Below are 24,236 nucleotides of genomic sequence, written 5' to 3'. Positions count from 1 at the left end.
GGAGTAAACCAATGGCTAAAATGAAATTCCTTTGTGATACCAAACGCTGCATCGAATGCAACGGCTGTGTCACGGCCTGTAAAAATGAAAATGACGATGCTCTGCAATGGGGAATCCAACGTCGTCGAGTGGTCACACTCAATGATGGCGAACCGGGAGAAAACTCGATCTCGGTAGCTTGCATGCACTGTACGGATGCGCCTTGTATGGCGGTCTGTCCGGCGGACTGTTTTGTCAAAACGGAAGATGGCATCGTGCTGCACAATAAAGATCTTTGCATTGGTTGTGGTTATTGCTTATTTGCTTGCCCGTTTGGTGCTCCGCAGTTTCCTAAGCAGTCTGCCTTTGCTGAGCGTGGGAAAATGGATAAATGTACGTTCTGTGCTGGTGGACCTGAAACAGAACCGGGTTCCCCCGAAGAACGTCGTAAATATGGTGCTAACCGGATTGCTGAAGGCAAATTACCGATGTGTGCTTCCTTATGTTCGACTAAAGCACTACTGGCTGGTGATGCCGCGGTGGTTTCAGATATTTTCCGTCAGCGAGTGGTAGAGCGCGGTGCTAAAAATGCTGGGTGGACCAATGGCGAAGATCTCGCTTTCGATGCCACAAGGAGTTAAGTAGCGATGCAATATCAGATAAAGCATGCGTTTCAGCAGGTCTTGGTGCTATTGATCTTAACTCTTAGTTGTTTATCTCTCCCATTATTAGCCAATGAGGGCGAGTCCACTAATCATAATGTGGCGCAAAAAGAGATCTCTCAATTAGCGGGTGCCGACTTTTGGCGTCAAGTGAGGCAAGGTCAAGAAGGCTATACCACATCACGTTCTCCTGAGCATGGCGTGTTAATCAGTACACCGGGTGAAATGTGGTTTGTCTTAAAAGAGAAATGGATGTCTCCTGCTGGGGCAGTGGCGATTTTTGGTAGTATTGTGATGGTTGTGATGGCCTATTGGTTGATGGGCCCAATCATGCTTAGTCAGCCAAGAACGGGGCGAAAATTAAAACGTTGGTCGCGTTTGGATCGAGCGTTGCACTGGAGTATGGCGTTTACTTTTCTTACCTTGGCGTTCAGTGGTTTAATGTTGGTTTATGGTAAACACTTTCTTAAACCTTACATTCCTACCGATTGGTGGGGAATGGTCATTTATTCCGCTAAGCAATACCACAATTACGTTGGCCCCTTATTCTTTGTGTTGCTGATTTTTATGTTGCTGAAATGGTGGCGAAAATCCTTATTCAACAAGGTTGATTTCCAATGGTTTTTAAAATTGGGAGGAATGGCGGGCAAGCACAAAGGAACCCATCCTTCGGCTGGCTTTTCCAATGGTGGTGAAAAAGCGATCTATTGGCTGTTGATCGTATTTGGTAGCTTTGCTGCGATCAGTGGACTTATTTTAGACTTTCCGATTTTTGGGCAAACACGCCGCGATATGGAACTCTCGAATTTGATCCACATGTTCTCTGCTTTAATCCTTATTTGTGGCTTTATTTTCCATATTTATATCGGTTTATTTGGTATGGAAGGAGCATTAGAAGGGATGGTGACAGGTAAAGTAGATGAGACCTGGGCCAAAGAACATCATGATTTATGGTATGAAGAAGTCAAAGCGCGAGGCGAAATTGAAGCGGCTGACCATCAAGTTCCAAAGATACAGGAGAGTCATGATGATCCCCGCCAGTAAAAATAAATCCGTTTGGTTTGTGTATATCGCCAGTTTGCTGACCCCATTTACTGGGTTACTTTCTGGGGTGATTGGCATTATCTATGCTGGCTATCGGTTGGATAAAAACCAAGATGGCGAGGTGGCGAATTCCCATTATTACGGATTAATTCGTACTTTTTTCTTATTCTTAACCTTTTTTGTGGTGCTAATTGTCACCGTTGCTACGGCAAATGGCGTTCTGATGGGAGTCAACCGTTATTGGTTTAGTAATACTTGGTTAAGTACGATTGGCTACGCTATCCCTTACCTTGGCGCGATCATTGCCTTAGGTGCCATTACCTTATGGTTTTGGCGTATGGTGCAAGGTATGAAGCAGCTGCGAGCCGATATCGCTCATCGTCCGACGAAAGGTCCGAATCTTTAAGCATCACACCCAGCGAGTCTGGGTGTTTTTTTCGACTATTGTCTAAGCCTTGAAATTAGGGACGCTCGTTTATCAATGCTAAACTGGTGTAAAGATTGAAAATAAGGAATGGATGATGAATTTCCCCTATCGCAATATTGTAGTATTGACCGGCGCGGGGATATCTGCCGAGTCGGGTATTCAAACCTTTCGGGCCCAAGATGGATTATGGGAAAACCACCGGATTGAAGATGTTGCCACACCAGAAGGTTTTGCTCGTGATCCTGATTTGGTGCAAGACTTTTATAATCAGCGCCGCAGAAAACTAGGCTCTCCTGAGATTCAACCCAATGCGGCTCATCTTGCTCTTGGCGAGCTAGAGCGACAACTGAATGGTTCAGTAACCATCATTACCCAGAATATTGATGATCTGCATGAGCGAGGCGGTAGTCAAAACATCATTCATATGCATGGCGAGTTATTTAAAGCTCGCTGTAGTATGTCTAATCAAGTGGTTGAACAAAAGGGCGATTTATTGACCGGTGAATTGTGTCATTGCTGTCAAATTCCGCAACAAATGCGGCCTCATATTGTTTGGTTTGGGGAAATGCCTTTGCGGATGGGGGAGATTTATAGCGCATTAGAAAAAGCCGATTTATTTGTCTCTATTGGTACATCTGGTGTGGTTTATCCGGCGGCTGGTTTTGTGCATGATGCGAGAATGCACGGCGCACATACGATTGAAATTAATTTAGAGCCGAGCGCGATTGAAAGTGAGTTTGCTGAAAAACGTTATGGCAAAGCGACGCTTGAGGTCCCTCGTTTAGTTAACGAGCTATTAATGCTGCAAGATTCCCCTCGATAAGAGGAAAAGAACCTCATTTTTTGCTAACGTCACATCGTTTTCATCTAGCACAGAAAACAGGCAAGAAAAAAGCGGCATCAGCCGCTTTTTCACATTGATAGAATCGCTGATTACTTCACTTTTAAGCGTTGGAAGTAGTTATCGTATAATATTGATGCTTCACCGACATCATCTTGCCATTCACCGCTATCCATGACTGATTGTGGTGGGAAGATATTCGGGTCATTGACAAACTCGGCAGGTAATAGCTTATGGGCCGTTTTGACTGGTGTTGGATAGCCGATTTCCAGCGCAATTTTTGCTGCATTTTCCGGACGCAATAAGAAGTCGATCATTTTATGTGCCGCTTCGATATTTTTCGCTCCTGCAGGAATCGCAATGCTGTCCATCCAGAAAATAGCGCCTTTTTCTGGCCAAATAATCTCAATATTGGCTCCTTCTTGACGCGCCATGTAGGCAGACCCATTCCACAACATCCCAAGCGAAACTTCTCCGGCTAAAAACGGGTTGGCTGGGAAATCAGAGTTAAAGACCAAGACATTTGGCATCAGTTTGGTTAGCTCTTGATAAGCGGCTTCAATCTCTTCTGGATTGGTACTATTTGGCGAGTAACCCAATTTACTTAAAGCCATATGGAACACTTCACGAGCGTCATCCATCAGCATAAGCTGACCACGCCATTTGGCATCCCATAAATCGTTCCAATTGGTCAGTGCTGATTTATCAAGCATGTCGGTGTTAATGCCAATACCTGTCGCTCCCCAGATATAAGGGATTGAGTAACGGTTTTCGGGATCAAAAGATTTATTGAGAAAATTAGGGTCAAGATCCGCAAAATGACTTAATTGATTTTTGTCGATGGGTTGCAGCATGCCTTCTTTGCGCATCTTAGAGACAAAATAAGTTGAAGGAACCACTAAGTCATAACCAGCACCTTGGGTTTTTAACTTCGCGTACATGCTTTCGTTTGATTCGTACGTCGAATAAATAACTCGGATACCGGTTTCTTTACTAAATTCTTCTAGTACATCGCTAGGGATATATTCCGACCAGTTATAAAAATACAGCTCGGTATCGTTGGCCATCGCGTGGGTAGTGAATAGAGTCGCTGCGCATAGTACGCCCGCATACAGTTTACTTTTCTTCATTACAATTCCGTATTTTGGTAGCAAAAGCCCAAATAGGCTAGAGAGATTAGCTAAATCAGCCGCCAAGTATACCAGCTCACAAAAAAATAGGCAGCTAATGCTGCCCATTTACTTAAGCTCGTAGGTTTATAAACCTGATTTTAAACGCATAAAGTAGTTTTCATACTTAATGGTTTTGTCTCCCACCGCATCTTGCCACTCCACGCGATCTAAATCTTCTTGAGATGGGAATAGGGGGGCGATATCTTTGAACTTAGCGTTCGATTCCGCCACACCTGTTAAGTAGCCAGTATCACGAGAGATTTGCTCAGCGATTTCAGGGCGCAGTAAAAAGTCGATCATCTTATGGGCGGCGTCGACATTTTTCGCTCCTGAAGCAATGGCGAAGTTATCGACCCAACCAATACCGCCTTCTTTCGGGAAGATCAGTTTGATCGGTAATCCTTCATTTTGCGCTGCCGCTGCAGAGCCATTCCATAACATCCCTAAACCGACTTCACCAGCAAGATAGGGTGCAGCAGGGTTGTCAGAGTTAAACACCAAAACATTCGGCATTAATTTACGCAATTCAGCGTAGGCTTCATCAATTTGCTTATCGTCAGTGGTATTACCGGAATAGCCGAGTTTACGCAGAGCGATATGGAACACTTCGCGAGTATCGTCCATTAACATCAATTGTCTCGCCAGCTCTGGCTTCCATAGGTCACCCCAGCTTTGGAAATCATTCGGGTCATACATATCGGTATTGACCGCTAAACCGGTAATGGCGACCACATGCGGAATCGAGTAGTCGTTGTTCGGATCATAAGGTTTATTCAGGTAGTTAGCGTCTAAATTACTGAAATTAGACAGCTTAGACTTATCTATTTTCTGAATCATACCCTCATCACGCATTTTGGATACGAAATAGGTCGAAGGAACAATAAGATCGTAGCCCTGATTATGGGTTTTTAGTCTGGCGTATAAAGTTTCATTTGACTCATAAGTTGAGTAAATGACTTTGATACCGGTTTCACGAGTAAACTGTTCAAGGATATTACTGTTAATGTAAGGTCCCCAGTTCATGAAAACCAATTCTTTATCTTGCGCGATAGCTGAATTTGACAACAGTGAAAGCGCACATGCACTACCAGCTAATAAAGTAGCCCATTTTTTCATCGACGTTAGCTCCAAACCAAACGTTGCCCATTAGGGCGTTACATAGAGAAACAGAATGGTCATGGTGGCCATTCTGTTTCGTGTTTTTAACATGCAGTGAGTATATTACTTCACTTTTTCTCTGGCTAACAACTGTGAAGTGATCACAAGGATTAATGAAACCACTAACATCACAGTCGCTAACGCATTCACTTCCGGTGAAATCCCAACCCTAACCATAGAGTAAATCTTTAAAGGGAGAATTTCATAGGTTGGTCCTGTCACAAAAGAACTGATGATGACATCATCGAGTGACAAGGTAAAACTTAATAACCAACCAGCCGCAACGGCTGGCTTAGCAAGTGGGAAAATAATATTTTTCAATATAACCCATTCGCTTGCTCCGAGATCTTTTGCCGCTTCTAACATCTTCACATCAAAACCATTCAAACGGCTGTAAACCGTGACGACCACAAAGGGTAAGCAGAAGGTGATGTGCGCAATCAAAAGGGTTAGAAAGCCCAATTGAAAGCCGAGGACTAAAAACAGCGCCAGTAATGAAATTGCCATTACGATATCTGGTGACATCATGACAACAAACAGCATGCCATTGACCATTTTCTTACCTTTAAACTGGTAACGAAATAGGGCAACAGCCGTCAAGCTACCAATAATTGTCGCTGCGGTCGCTGAAAAGACCGCAATATTGATAGAGTGCCAGGCGGCTTGCATTAAGCTGTCATTATTAATCAAAGCATGATACCACTTGGTCGTGAAGCCACCCCAACGAATCCCAAAGCGGTTGTCGTTAAAAGAGTTCACAATCAAAACAATAATCGGTAGGTACAAAAATAAGTACACTAAGCTCATAAAGCTAAATCGAACTGTCTTTCCCATTAGCTTAGCTCCGATTTCTTATTCAAGAGTTTTCCTGCTCGATAGTACGCATAGAGCATGACGGCCATGGCTAAGGTGAGGGCAATACTTGTCGCCGCACCAAATGGCCAGTCTCGGGCGTTGAGCACTTGGCTCTTAATGACGTTACCGATCAATAAGTTTTTCGCCCCTCCCAGTAAATCAGAAATATAGAACATTCCTAATGCTGGTAGCAGTACCAGTAAACAACCGCCAATAATGCCGGGCATGGTTAAGGGTAAAATGACTTTAATCAGCGTTTGCAACTTGTTCGCACCAAGATCTCGTGCTGCTTCTATATAAGTATGATCGAGCTTCTCGATCGCAGAATAGAGAGGCAGAATCATAAATGGCAACAAGATATACACTAAACCAATCATTACCGCGGTTTCGGTGAACATGATACGGATCGGAGTATCGATGATGCCGATGCTTAATAATGCTTTATTCAAAATACCTTGAGTGCCCAAAACAATTTTTAATCCATAGGTACGGATCAGTGAGTTAGTCCAAAATGGAACAATCACTAAAAACAGCATAATAGGGCGCCATTTTTGTGGCATTTTGGCAACGATATACGCAAATGGATAGCCGACCACAAGGCAAATTAAGGTCGCCACGATAGCCATGTAAAATGAGTGCAGCATCACTCTGGCATAAATCGGATCCATTAAACGAAGATAGTTATCGAACGTAAAGGTAAAAGCGATTAAGTTCGATTCATCACGCGTTAAAAAGCTGGTCACAATGATCATCAGATTGGGGATCAGAACAAACAGCCCTAACCAGCCGACAATCAAAACAATAATTGCGTTTTGTAGATTAAGCTTGTTGCTCATCATTGAGGACGACCTCCCAGCTTTCAACCCAAGTGATGGCGACTTTCTGGCCGATAGAGTGGTCTACGTCTGGATCATCCTCGTTAAAGAATTCACTCACCATAACGCGCATGCCTGACTCTAATTCAACCACTGACTCTAACGTCATGCCTTTATAAGTACGATCGATAACATGACCAACAATACCCGCACTTTCTGATTCTTTGATCTCTTCAATGCGTAAATCTTCTGGACGCAGTAAGACTTGCAGTTTATCGCCGCTAGTCACGGGTTGATCATAATAGACAATCGCAGGAACGCCTTCGATCTGTACGTTAATGCATTTATCATCGATACGATCTTGAGTGACGGCATTAAATACGTTGATCTCACCGATAAATCGGGCAACAAATAGGTTTTTGGGCTCTTCATAAATTTCACGTGGTGAACCATCTTGCTCGATGCATCCATCGCGCATAACAATGATTCGATCCGACATGGATAAAGCTTCTTCTTGATCGTGAGTCACGAAGATGAAGGTAATGCCCAGTTGACGTTGGAGTTGCTTCAGCTCGATTTGCATCTGTTTACGCAGTTTATAATCGAGAGCGGATAAAGATTCATCCAACAATAACACTTTAGGTTTATTGACCACGGCACGAGCAATCGCAATACGTTGTTGCTGACCACCAGAAAGCTGATGTGGCTTACGCTGCGCCATTTGCTCTAAGCGAACCATGCGTAGGGCTTCCATTACTCGTGGTTCAATCTCTGCGCTCGGTACTTTTTGCATACGCAATCCGAAGGCTACGTTATCAAACACGGTCATATGAGGAAACAAGGCGTAACTTTGGAAGACCGTGTTGACATGTCTCTGCTCAGCAGGAACTTGAGTCACATCCTGACCATCAAGTAAGATCTGGCCATTATCGACCGTTTCAAAACCAGCAATCATTCGTAGTACGGTGGTTTTCCCACACCCTGATGGGCCAAGTATAGTTAAGAATTCACCGTGATTGACATCTAAATTCAGGTGAGAAATGATCTCTTTACCATCAAAGCTTTTGCTAATGCCAGATAGACGAATAACTGGCTTTCCTACCGAGTGTTGTTTGTTCAACGTCTGTTTTTCTCCCACAGTGGTTGTATACCCAAAAAATGGCAAAAACGTCGTTGAATGGCTAATGGTTCATTCAAACAATCGTCCTTAACTTTTTTGAGTATAGGAGCGTGATATACAGTGCATTATTATTCCCGTTTAGCTTAAAGTGGCAGCAGACGTTGCCATCACTCTCGGTTGTTCGGGTATAACACGAAAACCAGTCATAAATCAGAATCATACTTGGTGTACTTATACATCCAATTTATACACTGGTTATACCTTTTCAAAGGGCGCATCATAATTAGCATACCCGACGAAATCAAAGTATTTTCTTATCTTGAAACAGAAAAAATTTTGCATCGTTGAGTGATGATTCTTTACCATGCCCTGTTAACGAATAATAAAGGCTTTTAAGTGGTCAATTATCAGCCATATGAAGCATAAAGCAAGCTGAGTTTGACAGTAAGATTTTAGACTCGACGTTATTTCAGTATAATGAAAAACTATCTCCATTTGTTTCGAAAGCATTTTTGACAGGCCAAACTAGGGCGAATTATGAGCAATAATATCGAGAAAGATTTTAACTTAGGGGGAACGTTGGAACGCGCTCTTTCTGGTGATTACCAACTTAAGATAGGTGAGGTACTAAAAGAAGCATGGGATTGTACCCTGAAACACTTTCTGTCTTTTTCTCCTGCCATTGTTATTTTGGTCGTGATCCAATTGGCGATTTTTATCATTGCCTTCAGATTAATGGTCGGCGATCCGTCGGTCATCTTTTCTTTATTTGCTCAAGAGGGCAATATCCCTCCGGGCGTTATTCAAGGGATTTTGATTGCTAACTTTAGTTACGAAGTAGTCAGTGCTCCGATTTATGCTGGCGTGAGTTTAATGGCCATGAGTCATGCTGCCGGGCTTAAAACTAGGACCAATCATATTACTAAAGGGTTGCAGTTCACCATACCAGTAATTATTGCTTCATTATTGAGCCTAGTACTACAAGGGGTTGCCGGGATGGTTTTCCCACTCCTCTCGATGTATTTTTCACTGGCTTTTAGTAATTCGATTTTACTGATCTGTGAAAAGAAAGTTCCCCCGATGCAAGCACTGTGGCTATCATTACGTGCAGTGAACAAAAAACTGCTACCTTTAGCGGGCATCTACGCTTTACTGATGTTGATGTTCGTAGCTGCCGTCCTGTTTTATGGTATTGGCTTAATCTTTGTTCTGCCTTTCTTTTTTCATGTGAAAGGCATTATTTACCGTAATATGTTTGGTATTCGTTTACAAATCGTTGCCACGAAGAAAACCAATAGCGATGATGATCATGATGCAAATTCACAAATTTTTAATGCGTAAGCGCTTTATCCTCATAGGGTTAGCGATGGTGTTGATTGGATTGAGTCTTTATTACTCAACCCGGACTGCTGATCACCCTTCGGTTGAGTTAACCGGCCATGCGGTATCAGCAGCCCCTGACTTTTCATCGATAACAGATATAGCAGAGAAAAAAGAGGCGTTTTTTTCTTACTTAAGACCGGGGGTTGCGTTTGAGAACCAACGTATTTTACAAGAAAGGCAACAATTGCAACGGCTAGCTACCCGTTTTCAGCAAGGCAAACTGTCAGGCAAAGATAAGACTCTGGCGGCTCAATTGGCTGAACAATACGGATTAGCTCTGAATAAGGGAAATAGCCTGAGTAGTGAATGGTTGAATGGTATGTTACAGCGTGTTGACGTTTTACCAGAAGCATTAGTACTGACTCAAGCTGCCAATGAGTCCGCTTGGGGAACCTCGCGTTTTGCTATTGAAGCGAATAACTATTTTGGTCAGTGGTGTTATTCTCCGGGCTGTGGGGTAGTACCAGCAGCAAGAGGCGCAGGAATGACCCATGAGGTGGCGAAATTCTCTTCGGTCCAAGAATCGATTCATCGTTATTTTATGAATGTGAATCGTAATGCGGCTTATCGTGATTTACGTAAGATTCGTCAACAGTTGCGTCAGAATGATGCCAATCTACTGAGTGTTGATAGTGCATTGGTTTTGAGTAATGGGTTATTGCGTTACTCTGAGCGTGGAGCAGATTATGTGCAAGATGTACAAGCGATGATTCGCCATAATCAAGTTTATTGGGTAGAGCAATAACCTGAAAATACCAATAAGGCTGCCCAGTGGCAGCCTTATTGGTATCCATTCAACTGGTTATCAACAACATGCTACAAGTTAGTCACGTCTAATTTTAATGCAGGATCAAACGGTATCACTGTATCGTCTTCATCGAGAATAGGCTGTGGGACGGGTTCTTTATCAAAACCAATGTCACCACCATTAATGACGCCAGAATCACGATTGATCGATTTAAAATCAAATAATTCAAAGTCGGCAAGATGGCTAGGCACGACATTTTGCATGGCTCTAAACATGGTTTCTATACGACCAGGAAACTGTTTATCCCAAGCATTAAGCATCTGCTTAATATTTTGGCGCTGCATATTGGGCTGTGAACCGCATAAATTGCAGGGAATGATAGGATAAGCGCGATGGTTTGCGTACTTGATGATGTCTTTTTCTCTGCAGTAAGCAAGAGGGCGAATCACCACATGCTCGCCATTGTCAGAGACTAACTTAGGTGGCATCCCTTTCATTTTTCCGCCATAGAACATATTCAAAAACAAGGTTTCAATAATGTCATCACGGTGATGGCCTAAAGCAATTTTAGTGGCCCCTAACTCCTTCGCTGCGCGATATAAAATACCACGGCGTAGGCGAGAACACAGAGCGCACGTGGTTTTACCTTCGGGAACTTTATCTTGTACGATGGAATAGGTGTCTTCTTCAATGATCTTATACTCAACGCCTAATTCTTGAAGGTATTCAGGTAGAATATGTTCAGGAAATCCGGGTTGTTTTTGATCAAGATTGACAGCGATGAGTGAGAAGGTGATCGGTGCACTTTTTTGCAAACTCATCAGAATGTCGAGCATCGTGAAGCTGTCTTTGCCTCCCGATAAACAGACCATGATTCGGTCGCCATCTTCAATCATATTAAAGTCAGCAATAGCTTGCCCCGTATTACGACGAATACGTTTTTGTAGCTTATTGAAATTATAATGTTGGGCTTTAGTCAACTCTTGAGTTTGCTCTGTCATTGGCTTTCGTTCTTTAATCTTCCACACAAAATGAAGTGCGTATAATACGGATCTACTGACAAGATGCCAGTATTAAGCATGCCCGATAACAAAAAATCCCCAACCAAGGGGATGGGGACTTATAAATAGCAAACAGAGTGTTTAGCTAGCGATGTTAGGATCAAGAGGACTAATATACCCAGCGGGTTTTAGGGCAAGGACATCACAGTTGATTTTATCAATGACTTGTTCAGCGGTATTACCAATAAAGACGGCTGAAAGTCCTGTTCGCCCTGTCGTTCCTAAAATGACCATCGCCGCATCAAGCGTTTTGGCTGCCTCGGGAATAACATCTTCAGGTAAACCTTGTTGAACAATAGTTTGGTTTTCATCTAAACCATGTTTTTGTCTTAGTGCTTTCATCGATGTGAGGTGATGGCCACGAACGGCATCAGTATAAGTGGTCGGGTCAAACTCAGGTAGCTCAATCGTAATATTGGCTGGCGTTACCGGGTAAGCATTAACTAAATAGGGCGATGCCCCAAGACGTTGAGTTAAATTGAGTAATTGTTCGACCATGATATCGTTGAGCTGAATATGAGTATCAACCTCTGACCCCACGTGAACAGAGGCGATAATATTCGCATTCTCAGGCCAGTGACTGTGTTTAACCAGTAAAACAGGAGTCGGGCATTTGCGCAGTAGATGCCAATCAGTAGGAGTAAATATTACTGATTCCAATACATCATGTTTATGAGTGCCTTTGATAAGAATATCATGTTGACCAGAGAAGACTTCTGCAATGATCGCCTCGTAAGGACGATTGTGCCAAACCACCTTTACATCAAATTGAATGGATGAATCGATATAAGGTTCAGCAACGCTTCTCATCCATTGTTCTCGTTGTTGAATCACGCCTCTGCGCATCGCATCTCGTTCATCAATAGAAAGCATCGAAGTCATGTCATAAGAAAAATCATAAATCGACATAAAGAAAGTGATATGACTCGGGGATTGGCTTTTTGCTGCGAGCTGAACTGCTCTGGCTAATGCCGGTTGTTCATCGTGATTAATGTCTGCAACAACTAATATTTTGCTATAGATACTCATAACAAACTCCTTGTTTGTGGAGGAGGTCAATAACTCACAGACCTTAGAGATACTTTAACGCAGTTGGAGAGAGAGTTTTAGTGAAGAGAGTCAGTTTTTTAAGAAAAGTATGATGCAGCTCATCAAAGTGCTGCATCATCGCCATGAATCAAGAATTACTTGCTGTCTTTCGATACACCCGCTAATTGCATTAAAGCGTCATGATCTAAAATTGTGATGTATTTGCCTTTCACGCTAAGCATTTCTGATTTTTGAAAACGTCCCAGTAAACGACTGATAGTTTCTACGGTTAAGCCTAAGTAATTGCCAATGTCACCACGAGTCATGGTTAAACGGAATTCGCGAGGGCTAAATCCTCGTTGAGAAAAACGCGTTGATAGATTATACAAGAAGGCCGCCAATCTCTCTTCGGCATTCTTTTTTGAGAGTAATAGGATCATCTCTTGATCGCCCTTAATCTCGTTACTCATCAAACGCATAATTTGTTGGCGTAACTTAGGCATTTTTCCAGAAAGGTCATCTAAGATTTCATACGGTATTTCACAAACCATTGAGGTTTCTAATGCCTGAGCAAAACTTGGATGAGAGTCGCCAGTGATGGCATCGAACCCAACCAAATCACCGGCAAGGTGAAAAGCGGTAATCTGTTCATCACCTTGTTCAGTGATGGTATAACTTTTAATGGTTCCTGAACGAATCGCGTACAGAGAGCGAAGTTCATCACCGGCTTTGAAGAGCGCTTGTCCTTTTTGAATCGGCTTTTTACGCTCAATAATTTGGTCAAGCTGGTCCAGTTCTGATTCGTTCAGTGTAAACGGAATGCAAAGTTGACTGATACTACAGTCTTGACAATGAATGGCGCAGCCACCAGATTGAATACGCTTTGTCGCAGGCTTTTCAGAAATCATAACAACCTTTCACTAAATTGATGCACATCAAGAATTCTAGCATTCATTATCGTCAAAGGATAGTGATCCATAAACAACTAAAGAGAGTAAGCACAGTTAATATTGGTAATCGGTATCATGGTCACGGACGTTAACATTTAAAAGCGGATGTAGTACTCTCTTCTTTCTATTTACATACCCACGATGAGCACTGCAAGACCAAGTTACTGATTCGGTTAGTCATTGATGATAAAGGACACCCCATAATGCCAGCAGAAAAACTGACAAAAAACAAGCTGATTCAAATAATCGTTATGTTAACTATTCTGATATCGGCATTCACCTGGCGCACTATAACTCATTATTCAACAGATAAAGAAGCAACTAAAGAACACCCAACGTTAAAAAATGAGTCTATCGATCACGAAAACACCCAATCCTTGCAGTACAAAGACAGTCAATAAAAAAGTATCGTGGTAATATTCCATCATTAACGCATCTTTATTAGTTTGATATATGCAATTTACTACCACTTTTACTCATGCCACGAGACCTGAAGACGCAATAGGGCAGTTAGCAGAAACATTGAAAAAAGATGGCTTGTCCAACCTAATTTGCTACTACTCACAAGAGTATTCCGCGAAGCAGATACAGCAAGAACTTCGCCTACATTTTCCAGGAATCCCATTTATTGGCTGTTCTTCATGCCAAGCGATCATGACTGATAAAGGATTTCATATCGGGCCTGTTGTGGCTTTAATGGCTATTTATGACTGCTCTTATAGTGCGTATGGCACTGGTTTAGTCGAGTTAGGTCAAGAGGATGATCGGCAAGCCGCTTATGTCGCTATTCAACAAGCTTTGCGACAAGCGAATAGAATTGGTGAAGTACCAAGCTTAATTCTGTTGCATTCGACCCCCGGCCATGAAGAGGCATTTATTGATGCGATTGATGCCACCTTTGGCACTCACGTTCCTATTATCGGTGGGAGCGCAGCTGATAATCATATTCAAAAACAATGGTCTATCATTACCCAACAGGGATGGAGCTCTAATGGCATAGCTTTGCAGCTATTTTTTCCATCTAAGCCACTAACCTCGGGTTTTAGTGCTGGTTATTCACCGACTGAGTTTGAAGGCGAAATTACCCAAGCTAGCCATCGATGTATTCAGAGTATTGATGGTGAGCCAGCCTCGGCTATTTATAAAGAGTGGATCAGCGATCACTCCAATATTCAATTTAATGATCGACATCTGTTTGAGCATGTGACTCGATTTCCTTTAGGAAGAGTGGCCGGATATGTTAATCAACAGCCTTACTATAAATTGTGTCATCCTATTCAAATGCTCAATGATGGATCGCTTGAACTATTTGCTACGATTAATGAAGGCGAAAAAATAAGATTGATGACCGGTTCAAAAGAACAGCTACTCAATCGAGCATCACGAGTGATCCAAGATGCAAATACACAAAACTATCATGAGTCATTACTGCTCGGCTCGATTATCATCTATTGTGCAGGGGCAATGCTCCGTCTAGGAGAAGATGTACAACTCGTTCATAAAAAACTGGTCGAGCAAATGCATGGTCAGCCTTTTATTTGTCCATTCACTTTTGGTGAACAGGGGCGTTTTATTGGTGGCGAGAATGCCCACGGAAATTTAATGATAGCATCGGTTATCTTCTATGAGTCAGAATAGACAAAGATGATAGAACAAGACAAAAATGAGCAGCTGAGTGAGGTGCTACTTGAGTTAGAAAGAAGTAAAGAGAGAGAGCTTCGCTTAGCGGAAGAGAACCGTGTTATTCTCAGCGCCATATCGGCGCTTAGTCATGCTGATAATAAATATCAGATATTTGAAGAGCTTAAAAACGTCCTTCATCGATATATTAACTTTAATGATTTTATTGTTATTGCTAAAAACACGCCAAATTCGTTATTTTCAACATTTCTGTCCTCGAATATCGCGTTTCAAGGCAAGCAGTGGATTAATGGTGATAAATTTCAACGAGTATTACAAGGCGAGTGTATTATCCTATTTGAGCCCACCAAGCTTGCCGAATTTCAAAATCTTAATCCATTTCTTCAAAAAACAATAAACTCCGCGTTAATCACGGGTATCCAAACGCAAACCAGCGATTCCGTATTACTGCTTTTAGGCAGTAGGAAAGGGCAGTTTAGTTTAGAGACTAAAGCAACGTTGCAACGTTTTCGTCCACTCCTCGAGCGGGCCATTAACGATATTGAACATAAAGAAGAATTGCAAAGCTTAGTGCGTATAAAAACTCATGAACTCTATATTGCACAGCAGCAAGCAGAACATGCTAACCAAGCTAAGTCGCAATTTTTAGCGATGATGAGTCATGAGTTGAGAACGCCGCTCAATGCTGTTTTAGGGTTAATTGATATTTTGCGAGAAGACTCTAATCACTCTCAACTTGAGTTATTAGAACAAATGGAAAATTCAGCAGAACTTCTGTTAGTGATCATCAATGATATTCTTGATTTGAGTCGCATAGAATCAGGGCACTTTAAGTTACATCGTCACTGGGTTCATTTGCACAAGAAGCTTGTTCATGCTCTGTCTTATCATCATAAAGCGTGTGTTGCTAAAGGGATCCGCTTTAATGTTCGAACATCAATTTGTGATCATTATGAATATTGGGTTGATCCTGTACGTTTAATGCAAATACTGTTCAACGTGATTGGTAATGCGATCAAATTCACCGAAGCAGGCTCTGTTGATGTCCGGTTAAGTACCGCAAGAAATGAGTTGGTCATCCATGTCGAAGACACCGGAATTGGAATTGAGCCTGAGCGAATAGAACACTTGTTTTCTCCATTCATTCAAGCCGATAGCTCTATTACTCGTCATTATGGTGGCACAGGGCTTGGCTTAGCGATTACTAAACACCTTGTAGAATTGATGAAAGGAACGATTTCAGTCAGCAGTTCTTTAGGACAAGGCAGCCATTTTACCATCCGTCTTCCCGTCGATTCACGACAAACACATAGCATTAAGATTGATCCCCTTGAACCTATTTTAAAACAAGCCTCCAGTAGTCAGAGTAGCCAAGGACATATCTTAGTTGTTGAAGATACCAAAACTAACCAAATGGTCATCCAGTTAATCTTATCGCGCATGGGTTACAACGTCACCATGGTGAGTGATGGACAACAAGCCGTATCATTAACAGAAACTAGCCATGCATTTGATTTGATTCTTATGGATATCTCGATGCCAGTGATGGATGGAATTGAAGCGACGAAAATCTTGCGTAGTAAGAATATCCAGATACCGATCATCGCGCTCACGGCCCATGCAATGCAAGATGATCACGCGACATTTCGACAGGCAGGCATGAATGATGTGGTTTTAAAACCCATTCGTAGCCAAGAATTACAACGCATTATTAAACAGTATTTAAATCCTCAAGAATAATTACCATATTGTTCAATGTGCAAACATGAACCAATATGGTAATTATATACTTTATGGTAAATAGACTTATGTTTAATACAATAAGTAAAAGGAAGAATAGGAGCGCTGTAAGGATAAGTCTCGTGTATCTAAATGTATTACATTTAACATAATATACATAATGCGCACTTAAGGATGAGTGTTAAAAGGGAACATTCAATCGTGGATTGACCCTGAACACCCAATTTTCGACTCAGTTTTTTCTCCATTAGCTACTCCTGTGTATTAGCCCCGTATTTCGTGCGTAAAAAGCTATCGACCTTTTTTGGCTTTGGGTCCTGAGATCTTAAAGCCTTGATGAGGAAATACATTGCGAATCCGTTGTTGAACTTTTTTAGGTACTTGTTTGGAGAAGATAAGTTTCATGCCGGTTCTTTGATGGTAAACCTTCATCTGACCATCAAATGGCGTTGTCTCTGCTATCTCACAGACATTATGTTTGAAAGTAGCGGGAAAATGCCCCTTGCTTGCTACTATGTGCCCTGATTTGAAGATAACTTTTAAAATTGGTCTATCGACCGCGACTAACCAAAAAATGACGATTGCCGCAATAACAATAACATACAGCATTTCATTTACTCCTCATTGGACAACAACTTATTAAGATCTTCTTTTAAACTGCTCACCGCGCGGCTTGCTTTTTCACTACGTGATGCTTCACTGAGTAGATACTCAATCGCATCTGATAAAGTGCAACCGAGTTCGTTAGCTCTTGAGGATAATTTTTCCCATACGCGATAATCGAGATCAATCGACTTTTTACGAGTGTGCAACTGTTCAGCATTAAAATGCCTTTTGCGCTTAGCACGAATGGCTTGTTTTAACTTGTTTTCTAGCTCGGGAGCCATATGTTGTGCGATCCAATCGAGTACTAAGGTGGGTTCATACTCAATAGATTTGAGCTTTACTATCGCGTTTTCCACTTCACTACGATCAATATGGCAAGTAATTTGCTCACCATCTTTCCATTTTTTTATTAAATACTGCCATTTCCAACCACATTCCAGATTTTCGAGTTGTTGATATTTCATAGTCGGCAAAGTCCATATAAAAGCATAGTGACAGGGTAACCCAACCTTTACTGAGTTTCAATCATAGCAATAAAAATGCTCTAATGAGTATTCCTGATAACAAAGCTATTCGTAGTCAGGGTTTTTCTATATAATTTCAATCCTTTTAATCACTTCGATGACTCAATGACACAAGATATCTGGCGTTTAGTAACGCCCCAGTATGACGATTTTAATGAACCGCTGGCTCAGTTTGCGCAATTAACGGCGGTGCCGTTTTTCGACACTCAACCAAGACTGTTACAAGCGATTGAACGTTTCATACATATACAGGGTTTTAGCCGAGTTCTGCTGATCAATGCGCCAGATAACTCCATTTATCGTTGTTTGATTCAAGAGCATCTTGAAAATACTCATCGTGTACCAGTAGTCAGAACTGAAACGCTCGACATGACCATGTTATTTGGGCAAGTCACCGCTAAAAATGGTCAAGTTATTGATCAAACTCATGGGTTATTAGCACAAGCGGATAATGGTTATTTGATCATTTCAGCGAATCTATTGCTTGCTAACCCACTCTGCTGGCCAATGTTAAAAGCGGCGGTACTCGGTGAACCCGTATCCCCTATTAACGTGAGTAAAAAATCGCTGCTGCAGACTCCTATCAATCAATCTTATAACATTAAATTGATTGTTGTCGGTGATCGTCATCAACTCGGTGATATCGATTTTCTCGATTCAGACATTCATGCTGGATTATGTCTGTTTAGTGAAATGGAACTCGACATTAAAATTGAAAATGATCGCATGCTGACCTATTTAGGTTATCTACGTTGGTTAATTCAACGCTATGATTTACCTTTACTTACCGCAGAGGCGATTAAAACAGTGATGACTGCGGGCGCTCGTTATACAGAGGATCAGCATTATGCGCCACTCTGTGTCATGTGGCATCGCTCACTACTCGAAGAGTCTGCTATTGAGTCTCAAGGGCAAACGATTGAACAGCAGCACGTGGAACAGGCTATCCATCAACGTTACTATCGTGCCTCTTATCTTCCAGAACGAGCATTAGATGACATTCTTGATGGGCAAGTGATTATTGAAACACAAGGTGAACATGTTGGACAAGTCAACGGACTTACGGTTATTGATGTTGCTGGCCATCCGACATCTTACGGCGAGCCAGCGCGAATTTCTTGTGTGATTCATTTTGGCGATGGTGATATTGCTGATGTTGAACGTAAAGTTGAACTGGGCGGTAATTTACACGCTAAAGGAATGATGATTATGCAAGCCTTTGTCAGCAGTGCTCTTCATCTTGATGTGCCATTACCCTTCTCTGCTTCCGTGGTCTTTGAGCAATCATACAGTGAGGTGGATGGCGATAGTGCTTCGCTGGCCGAATTGTGTTCTTTAGTCAGTGCGTTATCAGAATATCCGATTGATCAACAAATTGCTGTCACTGGCGCTGTTGACCAATTTGGCCGAGTTCAAGCCGTGGGCGGTTTGAATGAAAAAATTGAAGGCTTTTACCGAGTTTGTCAGCATCATGGTTTTACGGGGCAGCAAGGGGTTATTCTTCCTAAAAGTAACTTAAAACATCTCGCCCTGCACTCTCAAGTCGTAGAAAGTATTAAGAACGGTGAGTTTAATATCTGGCCTGTCTCTACGGTGGATGAAGCTATCCCTATTTTGATGAACAAGCCATTTAGAGGCGATGATCAAGAAAGCGTGATCAGCAAAATTGCCGAACGTATTGAATTTTTTGAAAAACATATTCAAACACCCGGAATAGTCGAAAGAATAAAAAATTGGTTTATCTAACACTGATCGGAGTTGTTTAGCGTACATGCGTTCACTAACATGCTTCCTATCTGAAATTGGAGTAGTACTATGCACAATAAACGTGACTCATATAATCGTGAAGATCTTCTAGCCTCAAGCCGTGGTGAACTATTTGGTGAAGGTTATCCTCAACTGCCCGCCCCTAATATGTTGATGATGGATCGTGTGAGTAAAATGTCAGAAACAGAAGGCGATTTTGGAAAAGGACTCATTCTCGCTGAATTGGATATCTCTCCTGATCTTTGGTTTTTTGATTGTCATTTCCCTGGTGACCCGGTAATGCCCGGCTGCTTAGGTCTAGATGCCATGTGGCAATTGGTTGGTTTCTTTCTCGGCTGGGTTGGCGGAAAAGGCAGAGGAAGAGCGTTGGGCGTTGGTGAAGTCAAATTTACCGGACAAATCTTACCAACGGCAAAGAAAGTGACCTATGAGATCCACATGAAGCGCGTCGTCAATCGTAAGTTAGTCATGGGCCTCGCTGATGGTAAAGTCTTGGTTGATGGCAAAGAAATTTACGTTGCCAAAGACTTAAAAGTAGGTCTTTTCCAAGATACGTCAGCTTTTTAAAGCCACTTTTATCTAGGTAGTTTAAGAATGAAGCAGCTCTTATGGCTGTTTTATTCTTAACAAATATTTTAAGTTATAGTGCATTAGATGGATGGTTTAAAATGATGTTCTATTGTATAGCGTAATAAAAAGCCCCTTTCGGGGCTTAGAACCATGTTGTATGTGGCAAATTATTTGTAGAGACCTGAGTGTTTATCATCTCTGGCGTCACGCCAACCACCTAGCCAATATGAGCGAGCATCTGTTTGTTGATAAGGGCACTCCTCAGGAGAACGTCCGTTCAATCCTGCTTTGTATCCTTGAGATTGCGCTCTTTCCAGGCGATCACGCTTTTGTCTCTTCATAGTGCAGTCCTCATACAGTAACTTGTTTCTAACGTACAACTATTAAAATGATGTGGTGTTTTTATGACCACATCATTAAGAATCGACCAAAAGCGTCCCTTTCTCAAGCAATAAAAAAGGCATAAGTCCAAAATTGTGAACCTATGCCTCGTTTGACAAATTTTAACTATTTTCTACGGAACCAAAGTAAGCCGCCAAGAATCAAAGACCACAATCCCAGTCCAGCGCCATTACGCTCTACCACTAGATCATCCATACCTCGAGGAGAGATGTCCTCATGGGTCTTGCCTGCAATTGGCACCAATTTAACCGCGACCGTTTTCTCTTGTCCTTTCCCTGCGCCACATTGGGCATTATGCGCAGTCGAGTCATAACCACCCGTACATTTTAGTGCAGTGGCCGCGATTACACCGGCATCATTAATATCGTTAGCCGCAATAATTCGATATTGGTTATTATCAGAAAACTCACTACCATTGGTTAAATCATCCAATAACCACGCCCGATTGTTGAAAATGGCTTGACGCTCAGGAACACTACCTTGAAGCTCAGTGCCATAAGGATAGATAAATCCTCGCTTACGACGCGGTTTTCCGCCCACTTCACGGGTTTCTTCGGTATCAATCTGACCGACGATTTCATTAAAGTTATTAATGGCTCCCGCTTTGCCTCCTGCTCCAGCAAAAAAGAGACTGCCATTTAAGAAATTGGCTTTAGGATCGTTAATATCTGGAACAACAAATAAGCGATTTGCGTAAGCTCCACTTTCAGCGCGAGATAATTTAGCCTCACCAATCGCAATACCATGCTCATTGACTGCCGTTAACAGCGAATGAGAGTGAATAAAATCACCGCCAGTACCGTTTTCTCGCACGGTTGCTCCAGTAACCGGCTTAGTAATCCAATTGCTTTCTCCCACTTTTACCGAAGAAACGCTGGCTTGCATAAAATTACGGTCATCATAGAAGGTGTTATAACCTACCGCGTAAATATGACCGTCTTTGACCGTAACATCTCGCAAACTACCTTGAGCTAAACGATTATCTCGTTCTGGATTTGTCGTTTGCCAAGGGATTTCCGTCATTGTACCTAAGCTGTCCCAAATCGCGCCTTTAGAGGTGTAAAAGTTACCTTGGTTATTTGTTTTTTCGTGAGCGACACTTCCGACCGTGTAAGTTCCATCGGTTTTCCAAGCGCGAGTTTGCAAGCCAGCATCGATATTAATACTAGTATTGGCAACTAATGCTTTCACCGAGTTACGTCGTGAACCAGTAACATCGCCAGGAGTCAGAGTAATGCCAATTGGCTCTGCGTTAGCCGTTAAACTATTGACGACGACATTCTTAGTTTCATCAATGGGTGTCGCTTGACCTTCAATAAAAGCGATAGCGTTTGGCGTTTGATCGCCATTAATTTCTTTCTTCCAAACATTCCAACGAATGTCTGCCCAAGTTTCACAAATGGCATAGCGTAGATCCGTACGGCAATAACGCTCAAAATCTCTTTCGTCATCTTGTACATAGATAAATCCGTTATCTATCCCAAATGGTGCTTCTTCACGGTAACTGAGACCATCGATAGCTTGTCCAGCATGGGTGGCGACAAGGCGAGTTTCACTGGCAAGTTTAAACGACGATTCACAATCTGTTGTCCCATCGGCAAAGCAACCTAATGAATTACCATCGGCAACATTACCCGGTTGAATCGCGACTCCATAAACACTTTCAAAAGCAAAAGTAGTTTGAGGTTTAACCTCAATCACTTGATACAGTGCCGCTGAGGCTGATGTGGTTGACAGAATCATCGCGCTGATCGCAGTCAGCTTAAACATGTTACTACTTATTGGTTTCATTAACTTTCCTGTTGCATCGCTTCAAGCTCTTCCCAACGCTCAAAAGCTACTTCGAGCGCCTGCTCAGTGGCCGCTAGCTTATCTAATATCGGTTGTGTGTGCTCTACAGGCTGGCTGAAAAAATCAGCGTCATTGATTTGCAGCTGTAGCGTCTCAATCTCAGTTTCAAACTGTTCTAGTTTGGCAGGCAGTTCTTCTAACTCACGCTGCAACTTATAAGATAACTTTTTAAGTTTCGGTTTTACTTCGCTGGCTTTAGCTGGTTTATCAACAGCTTTAACTGGCTTTATCGGCTCAACATCCGCAAGGCGAGCCTGTAAGACCTGCTGTCGCTGCTGCTGCGCATCATGATATCCGCCAACGAACTCTTCAATAACGCCATTACCCTCAAAAATCCAACTGGTGGTCACGGTATTGTCGACAAACTCACGATCGTGGCTCACCAATAATAATGTACCCTGGTAATTGGCAAGCAAATCTTCTAAAAGTTCCAATGTTTCGATATCTAAATCGTTGGTTGGTTCATCGAGCACCAATAAGTTATTGGGTTTTAGGAAAATCCGCGCCAGTAGTAAGCGGTTTTTCTCACCACCAGATAAGGCTTTCACCGGCGTTCGAGCCCGTTTAGGCGCAAAGAGAAAATCTTGCAGGTAACTTAACGCATGACGTGGTCGCCCTGCAACCATCACCTCTTGTTTACCATCAGCAAGGTTATCAATCACCGATTTCTCAGGATCGAGCAGCTCTCGATATTGATCAAAGTAAGCGACTTCAAGTTTGGTGCCACAATGCAAACGGCCACTGTCAGCGGTCAGCTCACCGAGCAACAGCTTTAATAAGGTACTCTTACCACAGCCATTTGGACCAATGAGGGCGATTCTATCGCCACGCATGATATTAAAGCTGAAATCGTTAACAATCGATTTGCCATCAATCGAATAACACAGATTTTCCGCTTCGAAGACAATTTTGCCTGAGCGAGAACCATCATCAATCTTAAGGTTAACCTTGCCCTGCACTTCACGTCGCTGACTGCGTTCTTCACGAAGTTTTTTCAAGGCTCGCACTCGTCCTTCATTACGAGTACGACGTGCTTTAATACCTTGGCGGATCCATACTTCTTCTTGAGCCAATTTTTTATCAAATTCAGCATTTTGCATTTCTTCAACGCGTAATTGATCTTCTTTTTCAACTAAATATTGATCATAGTTACCGGGGAAAGAATTCAACTTGCCGCGATCTAAATCGACAATGCGCGTTGCCATCGATTTGATAAAGGTTCGGTCATGAGAAATAAAAATAATCGAACCACGAAAATCTTTCAAAAAGCCTTCTAACCATTCGATGGTCGTCACATCCAAATGGTTAGTGGGTTCATCAAGCAATAACACATCCGGCTCGCACACTAAGGCGCGAGCTAAAGCGGCTTTACGCTGCCATCCACCGGATAAATCGGTAAGCTTAGTTTGCCCATCCAATTTCAGAGCGGTCAGCACATTATTGATTCTATCTTCAAAGCGCCACGCACCGGTGTGATCCAACTGCTCTTGAACCGCCGATAATTTTTTAATATTGGCGTCGGTGGGTGAATGCGTGACAAGATCCAAAAGATCTTGGTAGATCCTAAGCTGTTCTCCTGCTTCAGCTAAACCACCGGCAACATAATCATACACTGTGCCTTGTTGATCACGAGGAGGATCTTGCTCTAAACGTGAGACTACCACATCTTGCATGACCTGCATCTTACCGTCATCGAGTAAGATTTCTTTTGCCAACACTTTCATTAATGTTGATTTACCCGCCCCATTACGCCCTACAAGACACACACGTTCGTTTTCCTGCAGTGCAAAATCAGCCTGATCAAGTAAAGGATGATCACCGAACGCCAGCAACCCATTATGAATGGTAATTAATGCCATGTTTTTTCAAACCATTGAGTTAATTGATTAAA

The 24,236-nt window shown here is 42.4% G+C and carries 24 protein-coding genes; 11 read left to right on the top strand and 13 right to left on the bottom strand.

Translation table 11 applies throughout. The annotated features are described in order from the left end of the window. Positions 1 to 11: 11 nt before the first annotated feature. From fdh3B to cobB, 4 genes are all read left to right on the top strand, one after another. On the top strand, positions 12 to 620 hold the full coding sequence (fdh3B, locus tag FKN88_RS02060; RefSeq protein WP_004395267.1) for a formate dehydrogenase FDH3 subunit beta: 609 nt from the start codon (positions 12 to 14) through the stop codon (positions 618 to 620). Positions 621 to 626: 6 nt separating this feature from the next. After that, a complete protein-coding gene (locus FKN88_RS02055) occupies positions 627 to 1,685 on the top strand; it encodes a formate dehydrogenase subunit gamma (protein ID WP_187985779.1) in 1,059 nt (352 codons plus the stop codon). Then, entirely contained in the window at positions 1,669 to 2,091 is a 423-nt protein-coding gene (locus FKN88_RS02050; RefSeq protein ID WP_040904303.1) for a hypothetical protein, read from the top strand. The genes FKN88_RS02055 and FKN88_RS02050 overlap by 17 nt, the downstream gene beginning before the upstream one ends. 115 nt (positions 2,092 to 2,206) lie before the next feature. Further along, positions 2,207 to 2,935, top strand: a complete 729-nt coding sequence (gene cobB, locus FKN88_RS02045) for a Sir2 family NAD+-dependent deacetylase (protein WP_154170645.1) — start codon at positions 2,207 to 2,209, stop codon at positions 2,933 to 2,935. A 110-nt stretch (positions 2,936 to 3,045) separates the two neighbouring features. Here cobB and FKN88_RS02040 read toward each other — a convergent pair whose 3' ends face one another. The 5 genes from FKN88_RS02040 to potA all read right to left on the bottom strand — a co-directional run bounded on the left by FKN88_RS02040 (position 3,046) and on the right by potA (position 8,091). Continuing rightward, positions 3,046 to 4,083 (bottom strand): extracellular solute-binding protein, encoded by a 1,038-nt coding sequence (locus FKN88_RS02040; protein ID WP_154168197.1) that lies wholly within the window; start codon positions 4,081 to 4,083, stop codon positions 3,046 to 3,048. Between the two features lie 126 nt (positions 4,084 to 4,209). Then, positions 4,210 to 5,241, bottom strand: a complete 1,032-nt coding sequence (locus FKN88_RS02035) for an extracellular solute-binding protein (protein ID WP_040904305.1) — start codon at positions 5,239 to 5,241, stop codon at positions 4,210 to 4,212. 105 nt (positions 5,242 to 5,346) lie between these two features. Continuing rightward, entirely contained in the window at positions 5,347 to 6,117 is a 771-nt protein-coding gene (gene potC / locus FKN88_RS02030; RefSeq protein ID WP_004395273.1) for a spermidine/putrescine ABC transporter permease PotC, read from the bottom strand. Beyond that, on the bottom strand, positions 6,117 to 6,974 hold the full coding sequence (gene potB, locus FKN88_RS02025) for a spermidine/putrescine ABC transporter permease PotB (RefSeq protein WP_004395274.1): 858 nt from the start codon (positions 6,972 to 6,974) through the stop codon (positions 6,117 to 6,119). The genes potC and potB overlap by 1 nt, the downstream gene beginning before the upstream one ends. Continuing rightward, positions 6,958 to 8,091: a spermidine/putrescine ABC transporter ATP-binding protein PotA gene (gene potA / locus FKN88_RS02020; RefSeq protein WP_040904817.1), complete on the bottom strand. Its 1,134-nt coding sequence runs from the start codon at positions 8,089 to 8,091 to the stop codon at positions 6,958 to 6,960. The genes potB and potA overlap by 17 nt, the downstream gene beginning before the upstream one ends. Positions 8,092 to 8,610: 519 nt before the next feature. Here potA and FKN88_RS02015 point away from each other — a divergent pair. Together FKN88_RS02015 and FKN88_RS02010 are read left to right on the top strand one after the other, a co-directional pair. Further along, positions 8,611 to 9,414, top strand: coding sequence for a hypothetical protein (locus FKN88_RS02015; protein WP_004395276.1), 804 nt, complete (start codon positions 8,611 to 8,613; stop codon positions 9,412 to 9,414). Beyond that, positions 9,407 to 10,201, top strand: a complete 795-nt coding sequence (locus FKN88_RS02010) for a glucosaminidase domain-containing protein (RefSeq protein WP_306687182.1) — start codon at positions 9,407 to 9,409, stop codon at positions 10,199 to 10,201. Before FKN88_RS02015 ends, FKN88_RS02010 begins: the two co-directional genes overlap by 8 nt. Positions 10,202 to 10,272: 71 nt before the next feature. On the opposite strand, the gene ttcA is transcribed toward FKN88_RS02010, so the two are convergent. The 3 genes from ttcA to FKN88_RS01995 form a co-directional block, all read right to left on the bottom strand. Next, entirely contained in the window at positions 10,273 to 11,205 is a 933-nt protein-coding gene (gene ttcA, locus FKN88_RS02005) for a tRNA 2-thiocytidine(32) synthetase TtcA (RefSeq protein WP_004395278.1), read from the bottom strand. 141 nt (positions 11,206 to 11,346) lie between these two features. Continuing rightward, entirely contained in the window at positions 11,347 to 12,294 is a 948-nt protein-coding gene (gene uspE, locus FKN88_RS02000; RefSeq protein ID WP_186462963.1) for a universal stress protein UspE, read from the bottom strand. Positions 12,295 to 12,449: 155 nt separating this feature from the next. Beyond that, positions 12,450 to 13,202 (bottom strand): FNR family transcription factor, encoded by a 753-nt coding sequence (locus tag FKN88_RS01995; protein ID WP_154168199.1) that lies wholly within the window; start codon positions 13,200 to 13,202, stop codon positions 12,450 to 12,452. 245 nt (positions 13,203 to 13,447) lie between these two features. On the opposite strand from FKN88_RS01995, the gene FKN88_RS01990 reads away from it, so the two are divergent. From FKN88_RS01990 to FKN88_RS01980, 3 genes are read left to right on the top strand one after another with little or no spacing between them, the layout of a single operon-like run. Next, a complete protein-coding gene (locus FKN88_RS01990; protein ID WP_154168201.1) occupies positions 13,448 to 13,645 on the top strand; it encodes a hypothetical protein in 198 nt (65 codons plus the stop codon). Positions 13,646 to 13,697: 52 nt separating this feature from the next. Beyond that, complete coding sequence (locus tag FKN88_RS01985) at positions 13,698 to 14,882, top strand: FIST N-terminal domain-containing protein (RefSeq protein WP_154168203.1); 1,185 nt, start codon at positions 13,698 to 13,700, stop codon at positions 14,880 to 14,882. Between the two features lie 9 nt (positions 14,883 to 14,891). Continuing rightward, positions 14,892 to 16,625 carry an ATP-binding protein gene (locus FKN88_RS01980; protein ID WP_306687181.1) on the top strand — a complete coding sequence of 578 codons (1,734 nt, stop codon included), beginning with the start codon at positions 14,892 to 14,894 and terminating at the stop codon, positions 16,623 to 16,625. Positions 16,626 to 16,916: 291 nt separating this feature from the next. Here the strand turns inward: FKN88_RS01980 and FKN88_RS01975 are convergent, their stop codons facing one another. Together FKN88_RS01975 and matP are read right to left on the bottom strand one after the other, a co-directional pair. Then, positions 16,917 to 17,234, bottom strand: coding sequence for a DUF3634 family protein (locus FKN88_RS01975; RefSeq protein WP_217521357.1), 318 nt, complete (start codon positions 17,232 to 17,234; stop codon positions 16,917 to 16,919). A 5-nt stretch (positions 17,235 to 17,239) separates the two neighbouring features. Next, positions 17,240 to 17,695 (bottom strand): macrodomain Ter protein MatP, encoded by a 456-nt coding sequence (gene matP / locus FKN88_RS01970; protein ID WP_154168209.1) that lies wholly within the window; start codon positions 17,693 to 17,695, stop codon positions 17,240 to 17,242. Positions 17,696 to 17,860: 165 nt separating this feature from the next. Between matP and FKN88_RS01965 the strand changes: the two genes are divergently transcribed. Both FKN88_RS01965 and fabA read left to right on the top strand, forming a co-directional pair. Next, positions 17,861 to 19,501 (top strand): Lon protease family protein, encoded by a 1,641-nt coding sequence (locus tag FKN88_RS01965; protein ID WP_004395284.1) that lies wholly within the window; start codon positions 17,861 to 17,863, stop codon positions 19,499 to 19,501. A gap of 69 nt (positions 19,502 to 19,570) precedes the next feature. Next, positions 19,571 to 20,089 carry a bifunctional 3-hydroxydecanoyl-ACP dehydratase/trans-2-decenoyl-ACP isomerase gene (gene fabA / locus FKN88_RS01960; protein WP_004395285.1) on the top strand — a complete coding sequence of 173 codons (519 nt, stop codon included), beginning with the start codon at positions 19,571 to 19,573 and terminating at the stop codon, positions 20,087 to 20,089. Between the two features lie 170 nt (positions 20,090 to 20,259). On the opposite strand, the gene rmf is transcribed toward fabA, so the two are convergent. From rmf to FKN88_RS01945, 3 genes are all read right to left on the bottom strand, one after another. Continuing rightward, positions 20,260 to 20,433 carry a ribosome modulation factor gene (gene rmf / locus FKN88_RS01955; protein WP_040904313.1) on the bottom strand — a complete coding sequence of 58 codons (174 nt, stop codon included), beginning with the start codon at positions 20,431 to 20,433 and terminating at the stop codon, positions 20,260 to 20,262. Positions 20,434 to 20,599: 166 nt separating this feature from the next. Then, a complete protein-coding gene (locus FKN88_RS01950) occupies positions 20,600 to 22,276 on the bottom strand; it encodes a DUF3466 family protein (protein ID WP_306687180.1) in 1,677 nt (558 codons plus the stop codon). 8 nt (positions 22,277 to 22,284) lie between these two features. Next, positions 22,285 to 24,204 (bottom strand): ABC transporter ATP-binding protein, encoded by a 1,920-nt coding sequence (locus FKN88_RS01945; protein ID WP_306687162.1) that lies wholly within the window; start codon positions 24,202 to 24,204, stop codon positions 22,285 to 22,287. Between the last annotated feature and the right edge of the window lie 32 nt (positions 24,205 to 24,236).

It is taken from the genome of Vibrio sp. 2017_1457_13 (assembly GCF_030851525.1).
Lineage (GTDB): Bacteria > Pseudomonadota > Gammaproteobacteria > Enterobacterales > Vibrionaceae > Vibrio > Vibrio metschnikovii.
Note: the sequence above shows the minus strand (reverse complement) of the source record. Positions and strands in the feature narration are given on the sequence as shown.